At 47.6% G+C, this 16341-nt stretch carries 15 protein-coding genes; 7 read left to right on the top strand and 8 right to left on the bottom strand.

All coding sequences use genetic code 11. From position 1 onward, the window contains the following. Positions 1-8 precede the first annotated feature (8 nt). Complete coding sequence (locus tag SDE_RS04755) at positions 9-563, top strand: gluconokinase (RefSeq protein ID WP_011467387.1); 555 nt, start codon at positions 9-11, stop codon at positions 561-563. Positions 564-617: 54 nt separating this feature from the next. Here the strand turns inward: SDE_RS04755 and SDE_RS04750 are convergent, their stop codons facing one another. The 3 genes from SDE_RS04750 to SDE_RS04740 form a co-directional block, all read right to left on the bottom strand. Then, entirely contained in the window at positions 618-1883 is a 1266-nt protein-coding gene (locus SDE_RS04750; protein WP_011467386.1) for a valine--pyruvate transaminase, read from the bottom strand. An 86-nt stretch (positions 1884-1969) separates the two neighbouring features. Then, a complete protein-coding gene (locus SDE_RS04745; protein ID WP_011467385.1) occupies positions 1970-2335 on the bottom strand; it encodes a response regulator in 366 nt (121 codons plus the stop codon). A 273-nt stretch (positions 2336-2608) separates the two neighbouring features. Next, the gene (locus SDE_RS04740; RefSeq protein ID WP_011467384.1) at positions 2609-3910 is read right to left on the bottom strand and encodes a YihY family inner membrane protein; all 1302 of its coding nucleotides are present in this window, start codon (positions 3908-3910) and stop codon (positions 2609-2611) included. A gap of 187 nt (positions 3911-4097) precedes the next feature. Here SDE_RS04740 and arsC point away from each other — a divergent pair, with 187 nt between their 5' ends. The 4 genes from arsC to sppA are packed head-to-tail and all read left to right on the top strand — an operon-like array spanning position 4098 to position 7316. Further along, the gene (arsC, locus tag SDE_RS04735) at positions 4098-4451 is read left to right on the top strand and encodes an arsenate reductase (glutaredoxin) (RefSeq protein WP_011467383.1); all 354 of its coding nucleotides are present in this window, start codon (positions 4098-4100) and stop codon (positions 4449-4451) included. Between the two features lie 16 nt (positions 4452-4467). Next, positions 4468-5067, top strand: a complete 600-nt coding sequence (wrbA, locus tag SDE_RS04730; RefSeq protein ID WP_011467382.1) for an NAD(P)H:quinone oxidoreductase — start codon at positions 4468-4470, stop codon at positions 5065-5067. Beyond that, entirely contained in the window at positions 5060-5434 is a 375-nt protein-coding gene (locus SDE_RS04725) for a DUF2069 domain-containing protein (protein WP_011467381.1), read from the top strand. Before wrbA ends, SDE_RS04725 begins: the two co-directional genes overlap by 8 nt. Before the next feature lie 49 nt (positions 5435-5483). Then, on the top strand, positions 5484-7316 hold the full coding sequence (gene sppA / locus SDE_RS04720; protein WP_011467380.1) for a signal peptide peptidase SppA: 1833 nt from the start codon (positions 5484-5486) through the stop codon (positions 7314-7316). Between the two features lie 62 nt (positions 7317-7378). Here sppA and hda read toward each other — a convergent pair whose 3' ends face one another. Next, entirely contained in the window at positions 7379-8098 is a 720-nt protein-coding gene (gene hda, locus SDE_RS04715) for a DnaA regulatory inactivator Hda (RefSeq protein WP_011467379.1), read from the bottom strand. Positions 8099-8126: 28 nt separating this feature from the next. Continuing rightward, positions 8127-9248 (bottom strand): DUF2066 domain-containing protein, encoded by a 1122-nt coding sequence (locus tag SDE_RS04710; RefSeq protein WP_158303856.1) that lies wholly within the window; start codon positions 9246-9248, stop codon positions 8127-8129. 266 nt (positions 9249-9514) lie between these two features. Between SDE_RS04710 and purM the strand changes: the two genes are divergently transcribed. Together purM and purN are read left to right on the top strand one after the other, a co-directional pair. Further along, the gene (gene purM, locus SDE_RS04705; RefSeq protein WP_041324241.1) at positions 9515-10573 is read left to right on the top strand and encodes a phosphoribosylformylglycinamidine cyclo-ligase; all 1059 of its coding nucleotides are present in this window, start codon (positions 9515-9517) and stop codon (positions 10571-10573) included. 36 nt (positions 10574-10609) lie between these two features. After that, positions 10610-11269 (top strand): phosphoribosylglycinamide formyltransferase, encoded by a 660-nt coding sequence (gene purN / locus SDE_RS04700; protein WP_011467376.1) that lies wholly within the window; start codon positions 10610-10612, stop codon positions 11267-11269. Positions 11270-11325: 56 nt separating this feature from the next. Here the strand turns inward: purN and SDE_RS21160 are convergent, their stop codons facing one another. The 3 genes from SDE_RS21160 to SDE_RS04685 form a co-directional block, all read right to left on the bottom strand. Beyond that, a complete protein-coding gene (locus tag SDE_RS21160; RefSeq protein WP_011467375.1) occupies positions 11326-13407 on the bottom strand; it encodes a putative bifunctional diguanylate cyclase/phosphodiesterase in 2082 nt (693 codons plus the stop codon). 210 nt (positions 13408-13617) lie between these two features. Further along, complete coding sequence (locus tag SDE_RS04690) at positions 13618-13959, bottom strand: 4a-hydroxytetrahydrobiopterin dehydratase (protein ID WP_011467374.1); 342 nt, start codon at positions 13957-13959, stop codon at positions 13618-13620. Positions 13960-14146: 187 nt separating this feature from the next. Next, positions 14147-16321 (bottom strand): hypothetical protein, encoded by a 2175-nt coding sequence (locus SDE_RS04685; RefSeq protein WP_011467373.1) that lies wholly within the window; start codon positions 16319-16321, stop codon positions 14147-14149. Positions 16322-16341 lie beyond the last annotated feature (20 nt).

The raw sequence follows: 16341 nt of genomic DNA, 5'->3' as shown, positions 1-16341 counted from the left end.
TTACGCTCATGCTCTCTCCAGAACCCAAACTAAAGCCAGAAGTGAAGCGGCCGAATCTCGTTGTAGTAATGGGGGTATCCGGTTGTGGTAAATCGACCATTGCCCAAAAAATTGCAGATACACTGAGCTACCGCTATTTGGAAGCCGACGATTACCACAGCGAAGAAGCTAAATCGCGCATGGCATCAGGCATACCGCTAACCAATGAAATGCGCAAACCGTGGGTAAGATCCATTTGCGGGCACTTGCGCCAACTTGCGCGGCTGCATATAGATTGCACCTTGGCGTTTTCGGGCTTGAGAAAGGAACACAGAGATCAAATACGTGAAGCGGGCTACAACACTATTTTTGTGTTTTTAAACGGCGACAAAAATACAATTAAACGCAGGATGGACACGCGCGCCAACCACTTTATGCCCACCAAGCTATTGGATAGCCAGTTCGACACGCTTGAGCGCCCAGTGAATGAGGACGACGTAATAGCTGTTCCTATTGATGTACCCGTAGGTGATGTAGTGACAAGCTCATTGAAAAGTATCTCTAAAAAACTACTAACCACTTAACTTGCACAGCAACGGCAGCAGCAAGGATAGCTGCAGAATAGACGAATAATCGCATCAAGCCCCATAAGCTTTGCGCAATACCCGCCCTAAAATGGTTACCGCTTTTACAATCACCTCATCACTTTGGCAGTAAGACAAGCGAATACACTGCTCTGCATGGTCCCACGGTGCATCCAAGCCAAAAAAGAAAGGCTCACCAGGCATAATTAATACCCCCTCGGCTTTCATTTGCAGGTAGAGCGCATGGGCGCTTATAGGCAAATCTTGCAACCAGAGCCACACAAAAAAGGCACCGTCGGCACAATGCACTCTGCAGGGCAGCCCTGCTAGGGCCTGCTCTAACGCACCTAGCATGTGGTTGCGCTTGGCAAGGTAAAAAGGGGTTACGGTATGCTGAATTAATGGCTCTAATTGCCCCTGCGCCATTAGGGCCTCAGCTAGGGCTGGGCCTGCATTGCCATTGGCAAGACTAGCTACGGTATTGGCATTCACAAACTGCTCTACCAGCTCTTCCGGCCCCACAATGATGCCTGTTCGCGCGCCAGGTAACCCAAGCTTGGATAAGCTAAACATGTACACGCTATTGTCTGACCACGGCAAGGCAACCTCTTGATACACAATTCCAGGAAGCGGCGCACCATAAGCGCAATCTAATATAAGCGGTACTTGCTGTTCCGCCGCAAGCACCTGCAATGCCTCTACTTCACTACGCGCCAGCACGTTACCCGTGGGGTTGGTAGGCATAGATACGCAGTAGGCAGCCACATTTTGGGTGTTGGCGAGAGTCGCTAAATCGACTCGGTAGCGAAATTGATTGCCCTCAACCAGCTCAATAAGGGGTTTATGAGCACAAAACATATCTGGCGCGACGGTTTGCCCGCTATAACCGAGGTACTCGGGGGCCATGGGCAGGTGAATTTTCTGTGCGGGCGTATTAGCGGTAGCGGGCACTGCCAACATATTCAGCAAGATAAAAAACGCCGACTGACTGCCATTAGCTAGGGCTATATTTTTGCTGGTGATGCTCCAACCGCAGCGTTCATTCAAAAAAGGCACTAACCGCTCAATAAAGCCCTCGTGCCCTCGTGGCGACTGGTACACCCCCAGCATCTTATGTAATTGCTCTGGGTTAGCGCTTATGGCTTGCAACGCTTGAGCGAAAGCCTGCTCCATCTCGGGGATACGTGCAGGGTTCCCCCCGCCCAAAAACAAAATATCAGGGTTTACGTTTAGGGCCTCGCCTAGGTCATCCATTAAAGAAACAATACCGGCAGGTGCAGATAAACGCTCACCAAAGGGCGAAAGAGGAAAGGAGGGCATAGTTGGATTTACAAATAATGGGTGAACAGCCGATTATACACGCGGAAAGAGTGGTGAGGCTGCTTGTTTAGCGCCAACTAGGGCAGCTACAACAGACCAAAACGCTCCAGCACTTCGCCGAGCTTTTCTTTACTAACGGGTTTTTTTATAAACTCCAAGGCCCCTAGCGCCATTACACGCTCGTGGGCAGCAGGCTGAATATCGCCAGAAATAACAATAATTACAGCCTTAAGACCTTCGTTTTTTACAGCTTCTAACACGCCAAAGCCATCCAGCACCGGCATAGTGAGATCTAAAAATACCATTTCCCCCTTGCCTGCACGTATAACGTCAAGGGCTTCGCTACCGTTAGTGGCAAAGGTAATATCCACATCCCAACCGTCGGGTAGCGCACGCGCAACCTGCTTGCGCGCCATATTGGAGTCATCACATATTAATAGAGGTGTGGCCATGAAACAGCGAATCGCCTTCTGTTATTAAGCAAAAACAAACCAAGTGTTCAAACTTTACACTTACTGGCGACCAGTTAGCCAATAATGGCATCTCGACCCCCAGCGCATGGTTTACTATTACAAAAAGCTTAGCAGAGATTTCTAAACACGGTAGTTTTTAAAGAATGTTTATTTATAAACATTGCCGGCCGAAGGCGCACCACATACAACAAATCCCCCCATACCTACCCGAGGTAAAGCCTCTGTAGCTAGGTACATAAAATTGCACCCACACTACTTTGACTTTTCGGATTGCTCATCAGGTAGTTCTTCAAGCAGCTCTTCGACTTGCTGTGGGCTAAATAAGGCCTGTAGGCTAATCCCGTAATGGGCTTTCGCATCGTCGGCTAATAAATCTTTGCGCTTGCTAAACTCCTCTCGCCACTCGCCATCGCGCGAGCGCTTTCTGGGCGTCTTTTCTAGCTCGGCAAGGGTTGCCCCCACCAAACAAGCTGCATCCCATACGGTTACGTCGCTTAAATCGCGACACAGCACGTAAAAGCCGCTATCGGTAACGGCTATCCAGTTTTTTTCGGTAAGCTTAGAACGCAGCTGCTGCCAGTGAACAAGACCTACACCAGCACGCACACAATCACCATCCGTCACGCTTTCGCCAGTACGCGACTTTTCTTTGAATATGGCCAGTATCTGTAACACGGCCATAAGGTCGGTATAGCGAGAAGATGAATGGGCATAGCCGCGCTCTGCCAATGTGCGCACAAATACCGCGCCCCCCAAAATAATCATCCACAACAGGTTTACCCACAGTAAGAATAAGGGCACTACCGCGAATGCACCGTATATTTGGCTAAAACTGGAATTTGCCACAACCCAACCGAAACCAATTTTTAGCAGTTCGAAGCAAACAGCCGTAAGAATACCACCAATAAGCGCAAATTTAATAGGTACTCTACAGTTGGGTACGGCGGCGAAAAGCAGTGTAAAAGCGGCGCTGGTGGTAAAAAGCGGCAAATAGCTAAAAAATAAATTGGTTACGCCTATTGCATCGTACTCATTCACAATTATTTTAAGTGATAGTAAATAGGTGCTCATTGCCAAGCCGGCGCCTAGCAAGAGAGGGCCAATAGTCAACACAGCCCAGTACAAAAGAAAGCTGGTAATGCCTCTGCGCGCCGCTTTAACCCCCCAAATAGCATTAAACGTTTTTTCTATGTTGGTGAGCATCAAATAGGCCGTTACCACCAATAGGCCGGCACCAGCGGCACTCAAATTGCGTGCTTGCTGAGAGAAATTGGCCAAGTACTGCTGCACCTCACTGCCAGTTTCGGGCACAAAGTGAGAAAAAATCATATCTTGCAGCTGCTGTGCTACCCCGTCGAACGCGGGAAACATAGAGAACATGGAATAAAACACCGCCATTAATGGCACCATGGCGAACAGCGACATATAAGTGAGCGCAGCCGCACTCTTTTGGCAGCCCTTCTCGACAAACTCCTTGTATAAGTTGCCGAAAAAACGCCCTAATGCGAATACAAACGGCTTAATTGATGCTTTAACTTTGGCAATATCCCACATAACTTATCCGTAAACCTTGATCCATAAACCTTGTTGCAACCAGAATAAACTATTCTACATACCGTCTCTAGCGCACACATGTGCTCTTACTGGTGGTTAAAAGTAATAATATGGGCTTGTAGTCGTACGGCTGGCGTTTACAATGGCTGCAAATTGTAACCAACCAACATAACCAGCCGATTTAACTATGAGTAAAGCTTTTACTATTTACCACAACCCTCGCTGTTCCAAGTCTAGGCAAACATTACAACTTATTGAAGACGCGGGAATTACTCCTACTGTGCGCCTTTACTTAGAAACGCCGCCGACCAAAGCCGAGCTTAAAACACTGCTTAAGCAACTGGGCATAAGCGCGCGCGAATTGCTGCGCAAAGGCGAAGAGGCCTACAAAGAGCTTAACCTTAAAGATACTACCCTTTCAGATTCGGCGCTTATTGATGCTATGGTTGCTCATCCCAAGCTAATCGAGCGCCCTATTGTAGTGTGCGCAGATAAAGCTGTACTTGGTCGCCCACCCGAAAACGTTAACACGTTGCTTTAAAAAGCGAGATAAACCCGTGCCCACGCCCTACGTACTTATACTGTATTACAGCCACAAAGGTTCAACTAAACAACTTGCCTCGGCAATTGCTAGAGGGGTTGAGCAGGCTGGAAACATAGAAGCGCGTTTGCGCACAGTGCCAAAAGTTGCCCCTGTAACGCAAGTTGCAGAACCTGCCATACCCGACGACGGCGACCTGTATTGCACTGAAGACGACCTCATCAACTGCGCAGGCCTTGCCCTAGGCAGCCCTACCCGCTTTGGCAATATGGCGGCACCGTTAAAATACTTTTTAGACGGCACAGCCACCCAATGGGTAAACGGCCAATTAATCGGCAAACCAGCGGGTGTTTTTACTTCTACGTCGTCGATGCATGGCGGTCAAGAATCTACGCTGTTATCGATGATGGTGCCCCTACTGCATCACGGCATGGTGTTATGCGGTATTCCCTACGCCGAGCAAGCATTACATACCACCGCAACTGGCGGCACACCTTACGGGCCATCGCACCTTGCTGGCAGCGATGGCACCACACAACTAAGCCAAGAAGAAAAAGCCCTGTGCGTAGCCTTTGGCAAACGCCTAGCCACCCTAGCGAAAAAACTCTATGACTGATGCAACAGCTCCTACCATGCGCCAAAAATATATGCGCATTAAAACTGTGTTCCTAATGGGTTACGCAGCGCTTTTAGCACTTTTTATATTTTGGAATATTTCTCGCCCTTCGGGCTTTAACATTACTATTTTGCTTATTCAGTGCGTACCGCTATTGGCATTTTTGCCCGGCATATTACAAAACCACTACCGCACCTATAGTTGGGTGTGTTTTATTATTTTATTTTATTTTGTAAAAGCCGTAGAAGGTGCGTTCGCCTCTACCGCCAACTTTACCGATGGTATTTTTATTGGTTTAACCGTGTATTTATTTGTTTGCGCAATGATGGCTTCTCGCTGGGCACAGCGCATGCTCTACCAAGATTAAGTAATTATTTTTAATTAAACGCAGCTTTAAAAAGGTAAGGAAAACAACAATGAAGTTTATTAGAGGCCTTTGGCGCGGCATTAGTGCGCTGCGGAATTTCATTTTTAATATTCTATTTCTAATAATTTTTATTAGCATATTGGTAGCCATGTTTAGCTCACCATTCGCAAAAATAGAAAACGGCACTGCGCTGTGGCTGGCACCATCGGGGGATTTAGTCGATCAACTTACCTACGACCCTTCACCTTTAGCATTATTAGATAGCTCTAACCGCCCTAACGAAACATTAGTAAGCGACCTCATTACCGCTATTGATCGCGCCAAAACAGACTCGCGCATTAGCGCATTAGTACTTAACTTAAACCATTTAACCGGCGGTGGTGTAAGCAAGCTTACAGAAGTGGGCGATGCCATTTTGCGTTTTAAAGAAGGCGGTAAAGAGGTAGTTGCATTTGGCGATAACCTAAGCCAACAACAATACTATTTGGCTACCTACGCTGACCATATTTATTTAAATGACTTAGGCGCAGTATTCGTAACGGGCTACGGTATATACCGAAATTATTGGGCCGAAGCCGCCGACAAACTTAAATTAAAATTTCATGTATTTCGCGTAGGTGATTATAAAGATGCCATAGAGCCGTTTGTACGCAACTCTATGTCGGACGCATCCCGCGAGCACAACGGCCGCTGGCTAAATGAATTGTGGGGGTTATACACCAGCCAAGTGGAAGCCCAGCGCGAATTACCTGTTGGTGCGGTAAATGAATACATCACTTCACTTCCCAAAGCCCTACCAAATTACAGTGGCACCGCTGCGGAGTTTGCCCGCGATGCAGGCTTAGTAGACGACGTTGTGTCCCGCGTGAAATTACGCGAGATATTCATCGCCAAATACGGCGAAGGCAAGGAGAAGGGCCAACCCAATGGTGTCACCATGGAGCACTACTTAGCGGATACCTTTACGCCAAATTTAAACATGCATGACAATATTGGCCTAATAGTCGCGAGCGGTACCATTTACGACGGCCGCCACCCCGAAGGCACTATTGGCGGCGATAGCATGGCAGACTTACTGCGTGAAGCGCAAAAAGATAACAGCCTTAAAGCGCTGGTTATTCGAGTGGATAGCGGCGGCGGCAGCGCATTTGCCTCTGAAGTTATTCGCCAAGAAATTAGCAACCTAAAAGCCAAGGGCATTCCCATTTATATTTCTATGGGCAGCCTAGCCGCCTCGGGTGGCTACTGGATTGCGACCGCCGCCGATGAAATATGGGCAACGCCAGCTACGCTTACCGGCTCTATTGGTGTGTGGGGGCTGTACCCCAACCTTACCGACTCCCTCGATGCGCTGGGTATACACACAGACGGTATCGGCACAACCGAACTGGCCGATGTGTTCCGTACCGACCGCCCACTGTCTAACGCCGCAGAAAAAGTACTGCAAAGTGGAGTAGATAATATTTACAGCCGCTTTCTTTCGATTGTTGCCGACGCTCGCGGCATAAGCGTAGAGCAAGTAAACGAGATTGCGCAGGGGCGAGTGTGGTCTGGCACCACGGCAAAAGAATTGGGGTTAGTTGATGAGCTAGGCGGCTTGAACGATGTGATAAAAGCCGCAGCAGAACGCCAACAACTTTCTGACTATAGAGTGAAGCTAATTGCACAGCCTCTTTCTGCCAAAGAGCAGTTTTTACGCGCACTTACGCAAAACGCAAAAGCATTAACCAGCAACATAGAAAACACCCTGCTCGATAATGCGCCTGCAATAAAATTGTTTAAAGACTTAAACCAACAATCCCTCTTCGAACCACTCGCAATACAAGGCAACAAACAAGAACTCAATGTTTTAGCCCAATGCGTAGCGTGCATCACGCCTTAAAACAGAGCCGCTAATTACTAGTTTTTAATCACTAGTAATTAGCGATTAGTTACTTGCTACTGTTATAGATTCAACACCTCTTTGGCAAATGGCACAGTAAGCTTGCGTTGTTTTTGTAAGGAGGCGTCATCTAGCTGGTCTAGCAGGTAGAACAACTCGTTGGTATCGCGCGAAGCGCGGTTGAGAATAAAGCGTGCTACTTCGACGGGCATATCCATGCCGCGTGCGACCGCGCGTGCTATTAGAGCATCTTGCTTTTGCAGGTCGTTTAAACTTTCTACGTGGTAACGCACGCTGCCTAATACGCGCGATTTTAAATCTGGCAGTGTTAATGGCAACGCCGGCGGGCTTGTGTGCGATGCGATAAGCAAACGGTGACCCGCATCGCGCAAGTTGTTGTACAAGTGAAATACGCCTTGCTCCCAACTTTTAATACCACAAATATGGTCTATGCCATCTAAGCATACCACCTGCATTTGCTCTAAGCCGTCGCAAATAGATTGCGCATCGTAGCCAACCATATCTTGCAAAGGTAAATACTGTACGGCCAAGCCGTGTTCGTACGCACGGTGGCACACAGCCTGTAACAGGTGCGTTAAACCCGAGCCGGGGGCGCCCCACACCAATACATTTTGCTCGCCCTCGTTAGCAGCAAATTGCTGAAGCGCAGCAACCGGCTGCGCGTTGCTGCCAACGGCGCCCAAAAAATTGGCGAAGGTTGTTTCTTCGCGCAACGAAACACCAAGACTAAGCTGTACCGGCGTGGAAGTTTTTTCGTTCATAGTTAGTTTTACACTTAACTGGTTTTGGCTATGAGCCAAACCAGCGATATTCTAATGGAAGCTCGGCACTGCCACGCTGTGGGCCTTGGCCCCAAGGTAGCTCTACTGGTGCCAGCGTACCGTTATTGCGCACATTTTCGCGCAGCCGACCGTCTAATTTAAGGGTAGAAACTAATTTTTCAATGTCTGTGTCGGCCGCCAACGCTAATAGTAGGGTATCTTGCCGCGCAGCCACTAGCTGCACATCCTTCGCCATGGCCAAGCCTTGTAAGTAATTAAAAGCCGCCATGTACTGGCCAAAGCTTTGAATACCCGCCACATTCAAATACATTTTTTGCTCACCCTGCGCCTGCGGCACTATGCCGTAAATGCTCGACATCCACTCTGTTAGCGGGGCAACCACATCTAAGCCTAGCGCGGCTATGTCATCACTGCGGCTATCGAAAACGCGCGACTCGCCGCGGTGGGCTATTTGCCATGTAGCGAGCATTACCCCTTGCGAGGTTTCCGAGAAACGGCCCAGCAATATTACATCGGCATGATAACGCGCAGAAGCCTCGTAAATAGCGGCCTCATTTAAATTCCAAACCTGCTCTGGCGAAAGGGCTATTTGGTCATCTAAATCTAGTAGCGGGTAGATAAGCGGCGCGCCGCGCAGCTTTGCGCTGGCGTTTAAGCTTTGAATAAGAGGGTGGCTAGAATCGGCGCCTAAGAAACGCTTGCCGTCATCAATATGGTTTTCTACCAACCACACCAAAGTTTTAGGACGCGTCTCGGGCCAAAAGGGCTGTTTCGCTTCGCGCAATATTTCTTTTACAACCCGCGCAGAAAACACGAGAGACAGGTTTTCTTCAAACCCCTTTTGCTTAAGCTCGCTGTTATCTAAACGCGCATACTGAAACTGCTCCAAATAACGCTGAGCCTTGCCTATTGCCTCTTGAACTGAAGGGCTTTCGAGCACAGATGCCGAGCCCGACATGCGCACCAACACCTCTTGCAACCCTTTTTGCGCAGCAAACTGACGCTCGCTCGCATCTTGAGAGCGCACGGGTACCACACTGCGATATAAATCGAGCTTTGCATTTTGGGCAAAGACCGAATTCGACAGAACAACCAAGAGTGAAACAATACCAAACCAATAACGATTCACATAACCCCCTGTTTTTAGAGCGGCCATTGTAGCAACTTCGCAGCACAGCAACACAACGTAATGCAGCATTTGTGGCCATTTACACATCAAAAAACGGTTAAATGTAAACCTAACCACAGGTAAATGGCCGAGAAAGACTAACCCAACGGCCGCGAAACTGATAAAATGCCGCCCCAATCAAATTCAACTCGAATCTAGACTGCGTTTGAACCCAAATGTTCAGCTACGCTTTAGATTCCAAATTCATACCAAGCAGTGTGCCGCCAATGACTGATTCCAAATCAAACAGCAACTCCCCCTCCCTTAGCTACAAAGACGCCGGTGTAGATATAGACGCAGGCAACGCGCTTGTAGAGCGTATTAAATCTGTCGCTAAGCGCACTCGTCGCCCAGAAGTTATGGCTGGCCTAGGCGGGTTTGGCGCACTGTTTGAGCTGCCAAAAGGCTATCAAGAGCCCGTATTAGTGGCCGGTACCGACGGTGTGGGCACCAAGCTTAAATTGGCCATGCAGCTAAACAAGCACGACACCATTGGTATCGACTTGGTTGCCATGTGCGTAAACGACCTTATTGTTGGCGGCGCAGAACCACTGTTTTTCTTAGATTACTACGCCACTGGCAAGCTTTCCGTGGATGTAGCCGCAAGCGTTGTTGAAGGCATTGGCGCGGGTTGTGAGCTTTCGGGCTGCTCGCTAGTAGGTGGCGAAACCGCCGAAATGCCAGGCATGTATGAAGGCGAAGATTACGACCTAGCCGGCTTCTGCGTTGGTATTGTTGAGAAAAGTAAAATTCTAGACGGCAGCAAAGTTGCAGCCGGCGACGTGCTATTGGGTATTCCTTCTAGCGGCCCGCACTCCAACGGCTACTCGCTTATTCGCAAGGTGCTAGAAGTAAGCGGTGCATCTTTAGACGATAAAGTGGGCGATACCACTCTAGGCCAAGCGTTACTAGAACCAACGCGCATCTATGTAAAGCCATTGTTAGAGCTATTTAAAAACGTGCAGGTAAATGCCCTTTCCCACATTACCGGTGGCGGCTTACTGGAGAATATTCCTCGCGTACTACCAGAAAATACGCGTGCACAAATCGACTGCGCCAGCTGGGAACTCCCCCCTGTATTCAAATGGCTGCAAGAGCAAGGCAACATTAATGCAGTAGAAATGTACCGCACCTTTAACTGCGGTGTAGGCATGATTGTATGCGTACCCGCAGCAGAGGCCGCCAACGCCATTGCCCAATTAAAACAAAGCGGTGAAGACGCGTTTGAAATAGGCAAAATTGTTGCTGCCGAAGGCGCACCCGAAGTTGACCTACTCAACCTTTAAAACTTTTACGCTACACACCTTTTAAAGGTTAGATACATGAGCAATTCCCCAATGCGTGTCGTTGTACTTATTAGCGGTAGCGGCACCAACTTACAGGCCATTATTGACGGCCAACAAGATGGCAGCCTGCCGATTAAAATAGCTGCCGTTATTTCGAATAAGCCCGATGTAAAAGGCCTGCAACGCGCCGAAACTGCCAATATTGCTACCGCTGTAGTCGATCACAAACAGTTTGAAAGCCGCGAAAGCTTTGATGCCGCCCTGCAGCTAGAAATAGATAAGCACCAGCCGCAATTAGTTGTGCTGGCAGGCTTCATGCGTATTCTCACCCCTGCATTCACAGCCCACTACGCGGGTAAAATGTTAAATATCCATCCATCGCTGTTACCTAAATACCAAGGCCTACACACGCACCAGCGCGCCATAGACGCCGGAGACAGCATTCACGGTGTAACGGTACATTTTGTAACGGCAGAGCTAGATGGAGGGCCAGCGGCTATTCAGGCGCAGGTAAAAATAGACAGTAACGACACAGCCGACACCCTTGCCGCAAAGGTGCAGGTGCAAGAGCACATCATTTACCCTTTAGCGGTAAAGTGGTTTGCTGAGGGGCGCTTACATATGCAGGCAAACCAAGCCTGGCTAGACGGTAAAGCGCTACCGCCATGCGGTCATTTGCTTGCAGTAGAAAGCTAACGTAGTTTTCTATCCTATTCTTAGCGATACTCTTAGCGATACTCTTAGTGATATACCTAGTGATGGGTGCTCTCTTGCACCCATTGTACAAACCCAGCCAAATCCCGCGGCTCGCAAAAGTAAAACCCCTGCATAGTATCGCACCCTATTCCGGCCAAACTTGTTACTTGATCTTCGTCTTCTACACCTTCGGCAACCAAACCAATATTTAAATCTCTAGCCAAGTCGACCATACCCTTAATTAAATTTTTGTCTTTTTCGCTAAGGTTCACATCGCGCACTATCGATTTATCTAACTTTAAATAATCCAACGGTATTGTCCGCAGATAATTAATAGAGGTTGAACCTATACCGTAATTATCTAGGGCAATTTTTACACCTAAGTCGTGCAAGCTTGCCATTATTTTATTGGCCTCAAAACAATCGCGCATATCGCTAGAGTCTCGCAACTCTAAGCAGAGTAAATGGGGCGGCAAGCCGACTTCGTCCAATATACTTTTAATGCGCTCCACCACCCTATAAGACTTAAAGTGCTCGGCGCACATATTCACAGCCACGGGAATAGGAATTCCCTTATCGCACCATACTCGCGCCTGCACACAGGCGCTGTGCAACACGTAAAAATCCAACTGGGTAATTAAGCTGTACTCTTCTGCATGGGCCACGAATTCTTGCGGCATAAGTACGCCTTTTTCGGGGTGTCGCCAACGCACTAGGGCCTCGGCTCCCACCAACTGATACATCCCCTTCTCGACTTTCACATTGGGTTGGTAGTAAACCAAAAGCTCGTTGTTGCTCATGGCTTTTGGCAACTCTTTTATAATCCAATCGGTATGGGATTCATTTTCTTCAATGTCGTCGTGGTAAATAACAAAGCTGTTTTTGCCTTTGTCTTTAGCAGCATACATGGCAACATCGGCATTGTGCACCAGCTCGGATAAGGTTCTACCGTGCTTAGGGTATACACTCGCCCCTACACTCACACTTACCGTTAACTCGCGGCCCATTAGCTCTAAATCGTTATTAAGCTCTTTAAGAATGCCCTTCGCAATTGTCTCCACATCTATCATGGAGTTTAGCCCTTCAACCACAGCGACAAATTCGTCGCCACCATAGCGGTAAACCCTATCTTCGCCGCGCAAATTATTTTGCAACCTAGCCGCTATTTGTTTAAGTAGCTGGTCGCCAAAGTCGTGCCCAAAACTGTCGTTCACCACTTTAAAGTCGTCTAGGTCCATCATAAAAACGGCAAAGTAGTGTCCCTTTCTATCTGCAGCCGCAGCCGCGCGGATAATCTCATCTTCTAATAAAGAGCGGTTTGGCAGGCCCGTTAAGGTGTCGTGTAATGCGCGGTACTTTAAATCGTCAGACAAACGTTTTAAATCATCGCTGCGCTGGCGCACACGTTTTTCCAAATGCATTTCTCGCGTGCGCACTTTGCTTAAGAACGCGTTTAAACCAAGTGATAACTTACGTATATTGGCGTTGGTATCCTCTTCTATAAAACAGGCAAAATTACCTGTTTGCCCAGCTACAGTTAGCGCTTTATCTATTCGTTTAAGCGGAGCCGCCACCCAACGGTGTATAAGCAACCCCGCGCAAGCAACCACTGCAAATATTGCAACAGCCACTACGATAAAAGTATTCCAAAGTGCTGACTGCACAGCCTCCAAGCCGCGGCTGTCGAATACAGTGATAAGCTTATTGCCCGCATCCATCGCTACCCCCTCATCGAGCATGATAATAGGCGAAGATACAATTTGAGGAGAAAAGGAATAATTGCGATCAGCAATTACGGCTTCGAACGCTTTCATGGTCATCGGCGCTGCTTGCATAAGCTCTGGCATATTGGCCTGCGCCAGCACTTTACTTTGCCTATTCACTACAACCGCAGCCACAACGTTATTGTGCGTTGCGGCTCGGTTTAGCCACGAGTGCAGCTCTGCACCACCGGCCAAGCGCTGGCTAAGGGACTGAGTAATTGCGGATAACGATCTTTCAACCTGCTGTTGGTGCTGCTGTTTAACTGCGTCAACTGATCGCAAAGTAATTACTAGTGCCACCGCGCATACAACCGCTGCCAATAACAGCAGTATTAGGGTTATTTTTGCACTCGCGCTTAAGCCTTGTTTTTGCATTGTTATCGCCTACACACTTATTTAAGATGAGGAGCAACATTCAGTATAACTAGCTTTTGGGATTTGCTTAGACCAATTGCAGCTTTCCAGTATTAGTCAATGCTTTAGGCGACACAACGTTTCTTTTTTAATAATAAACGCACGTTTTTACAACCTATTGGCACCATAGCTTGCAAGTTAAAGGCGAGCTTAACTGGTCAACCTAACAGACTAGCCTTCATATAACTTATCCGTCTTAGCCGCCATAACGAAGTCATTTTTATGCAGCCCTTTAATTTTGTGCGTCCACCACACCACCTCTACGCTTCCCCATTCCAACACTAGCTTGGGGTGATGCCCCTCTTCCTCGGCCAAATTCGCCACGGTATTGGTAAACGCCAAAGCCTCTATAAAGTTTTTAAATTTAAAATTGCGAGCAAGTTGTTTTACGCCCTCTTGTTGCTGTATGCGCCACAAAGGGATTTCTTCTAACATCACTTCTGCTTCGTCTACCGGTACGCGCGGCGCATCAGCCCTGCATACTTCACAGGTTTGTTGATATAAATCTGTCATTGCTGTGTCCTTTTTATTTTTTCAAACAAGAGGTTATTACTAGCCAACAATAGGTTACGCCAAAAGATAGTACTAACCTAATATAGTACGCCATAAATACGGAACAAAAAAAAGCCCCGAGGATTGTGTCCTCGGGGCTTTCTGATATTGACCAAGCTATAGATGGGTAAACTATAGCCCGATCGAACTAGTCGGCGGTGTAGGTTGAAACATCGCCAATTGTGCCTGGTAGTTTGCCAATGAGCTCTTCAGCAGTGAACGCGCCATCGTTGGTCCAAATAATCCAGTCAACATCAGCTTCATAATCTGAGCTACCGTTTTCGCCAATAGAAATACGGTTGGTATCTACGCTTGTATCTCGCAGCGTATCCGTTTGAACAGCGGCAATTCTCTCTACACCATCAACATAAACTGTTGCAGTTGCAGAACGAGCGCTGGTTAACGTTACAGTTAATTGGTAAGTATGGAACTCTGTTACGTCAAAAGACGAAGCATCCCATTGCCATTCCGGATCAGCATCACCGTCGAAGTTTTCAATTTGAACGCGATCATCACGCAGCATCAATTTAATGCGACCCGCTTTAGGGGATGTAGCATCGCCATCAGTACCGCCAAAAGAAGACTCGATTTCAAACGATTTATCTATCGTATTTGGGTTAGCAAGACGAGCAATCATGGTATAAGTCTGCGGGTAAGCTACAGGCTCTGGCATTATGGGGCCGAATGTAGCGTAGGGCTTAACACCACCAGCAGTAGTATTAAACGATGCGATACCACCAGCAACAGACCAGTATGCGTCGGTTAGATCTGTACCACCATCAACCATGGTCGCTAATGAATCATCCGCTAAGGTTAAGCTATCTGCCTCTACTGGCTTTTTATCGCCAGAGTAGGAGTTCCAAGTAACAACCGTATCGGAATTATCTACTGGCTGATATTTAATGCTAACACTGTCGATAGTGATGTTGCCTACTTTACTATCTGCGCGAAGCTGAATGAACGAGTTTGCTGTTCCCACATCAGAATCGATAGTAAAGGTGTAAGGCAATGTGGACACTTCCGCATCATCTGTTTTTAACGTTGCTAATTTGCTAGCTTCACCATGCAGTGAATTACCAGATGAAGAGGTATTGTTATCAACGTAAACAATAAAACTACCCGCTTCAGCAGCTTCCATAGTGAAATCAGAAATTACAATCTCAATTGTGTATGGTTTAGATAGATCGATATCGCCAACAGGAGCAACCGCGTCCGCTGTCGCCGCGCCACCTTTATCGCCCATTGTGAAGCGAGCATCATTCATACTTAACTTGCCATCGGCAACAGTAATTCTAGAACCACCACCTGTCACAGTATTGAATGGCACAGCAGTATCGTCAGACATTGATGTGAAAGTAGCGGTATCGTCCGTGCCGAACAAGTTATCAAAGCTTAATGAGAAAGAACCTGTTAATGGAACACCGGTAAACGCCGTGCCCGCAACTGCTTCGGGCTCTTCTTCGCCACCACTAGATTGGCTTTCACCGAATGCTGTAGTCTTGCCTGTACACGAAGGCTGATCGCCAGCAGGGTTAGCAGCATTTTCAATAACCAAATCATCTATAACGACCCAACCTCCGCTATCTACACGGAATTGGATAAAGGAATTAGCAGTACCGATTTCAGAGTCAACGGTTACACGCTCACCGACAGGCAGAGTAGAAACCGCGACATTATGAATACGACTTTGACTTGCATGAATAGATGAACCAGATGATGAACTATTGTTATCTACATATATTTGGAACTGGCCACCAGTACTAGCATCTACAACACAAAACGAAATGCTATAAGGCGAAGATAAATCTAGCTCACCCCAAGATTCGCTGTTATCTACACCGCCACCAGGTGTGGACTTATTGCGCTCGTTACCATCACCTTCAACAAACTCGGCCAAATCACTTACAGTTTGACCAATAGTCCAACGTGAATTACCAAAACGAATTTTTGGATCAGAATCTAGTGTAATCCACGTATTCATTGGATCAGACAAAGTGCCGTCAGGGTTGTATACACCAGCAGCTGAAAAGTAAAAGTTGTCATTGGCATCATCAGCATTTTCAGTAGCCAACGCCTTATAGGCTGCACTGAAAAAGTTAATGGTTTCGCCAGCCGCATCAAAATTTTCTACGATTGGAAGCGCGGTATTTACGATGACTGAAGAATCACCACCGTCGCCGCCACCATCACCGCCGTCGACTACTGTAACATTTTCTTCAATGATGTTAATTGTAATATCGGGTGCACTGGAAGTGCTTTCCCCACCGCAGCCGACTAACGCCGTGCTAGCAACAATACAGCCAAGCCATGTTGTCTTTTTCATAATATTCACCTTCATTATTT

It is taken from the genome of Saccharophagus degradans 2-40 (assembly GCF_000013665.1).
Lineage (GTDB): Bacteria > Pseudomonadota > Gammaproteobacteria > Pseudomonadales > Cellvibrionaceae > Saccharophagus > Saccharophagus degradans.
The sequence above is the reverse complement of the archived record's forward strand: the minus strand, read 5'-3'. Positions and strand labels throughout refer to the sequence as shown.

Coding starts and splice junctions, on each gene's coding strand:
- SDE_RS04755 (WP_011467387.1), top strand. CDS start 9: ATGCTCTCTCCAGAACCCAAACTAAAGCCAGAAGTGAAGCGGCCGAAT.
- SDE_RS04750 (WP_011467386.1), bottom strand. CDS start 1,883: ATGCCCTCCTTTCCTCTTTCGCCCTTTGGTGAGCGTTTATCTGCACCT.
- SDE_RS04745 (WP_011467385.1), bottom strand. CDS start 2,335: ATGGCCACACCTCTATTAATATGTGATGACTCCAATATGGCGCGCAAG.
- SDE_RS04740 (WP_011467384.1), bottom strand. CDS start 3,910: ATGTGGGATATTGCCAAAGTTAAAGCATCAATTAAGCCGTTTGTATTC.
- arsC (WP_011467383.1), top strand. CDS start 4,098: ATGAGTAAAGCTTTTACTATTTACCACAACCCTCGCTGTTCCAAGTCT.
- SDE_RS04725 (WP_011467381.1), top strand. CDS start 5,060: ATGACTGATGCAACAGCTCCTACCATGCGCCAAAAATATATGCGCATT.
- sppA (WP_011467380.1), top strand. CDS start 5,484: ATGAAGTTTATTAGAGGCCTTTGGCGCGGCATTAGTGCGCTGCGGAAT.
- hda (WP_011467379.1), bottom strand. CDS start 8,098: ATGAACGAAAAAACTTCCACGCCGGTACAGCTTAGTCTTGGTGTTTCG.
- purM (WP_041324241.1), top strand. CDS start 9,515: ATGACTGATTCCAAATCAAACAGCAACTCCCCCTCCCTTAGCTACAAA.
- purN (WP_011467376.1), top strand. CDS start 10,610: ATGAGCAATTCCCCAATGCGTGTCGTTGTACTTATTAGCGGTAGCGGC.
- SDE_RS21160 (WP_011467375.1), bottom strand. CDS start 13,407: ATGCAAAAACAAGGCTTAAGCGCGAGTGCAAAAATAACCCTAATACTG.
- SDE_RS04690 (WP_011467374.1), bottom strand. CDS start 13,959: ATGACAGATTTATATCAACAAACCTGTGAAGTATGCAGGGCTGATGCG.
- SDE_RS04685 (WP_011467373.1), bottom strand. CDS start 16,321: ATGAAAAAGACAACATGGCTTGGCTGTATTGTTGCTAGCACGGCGTTA.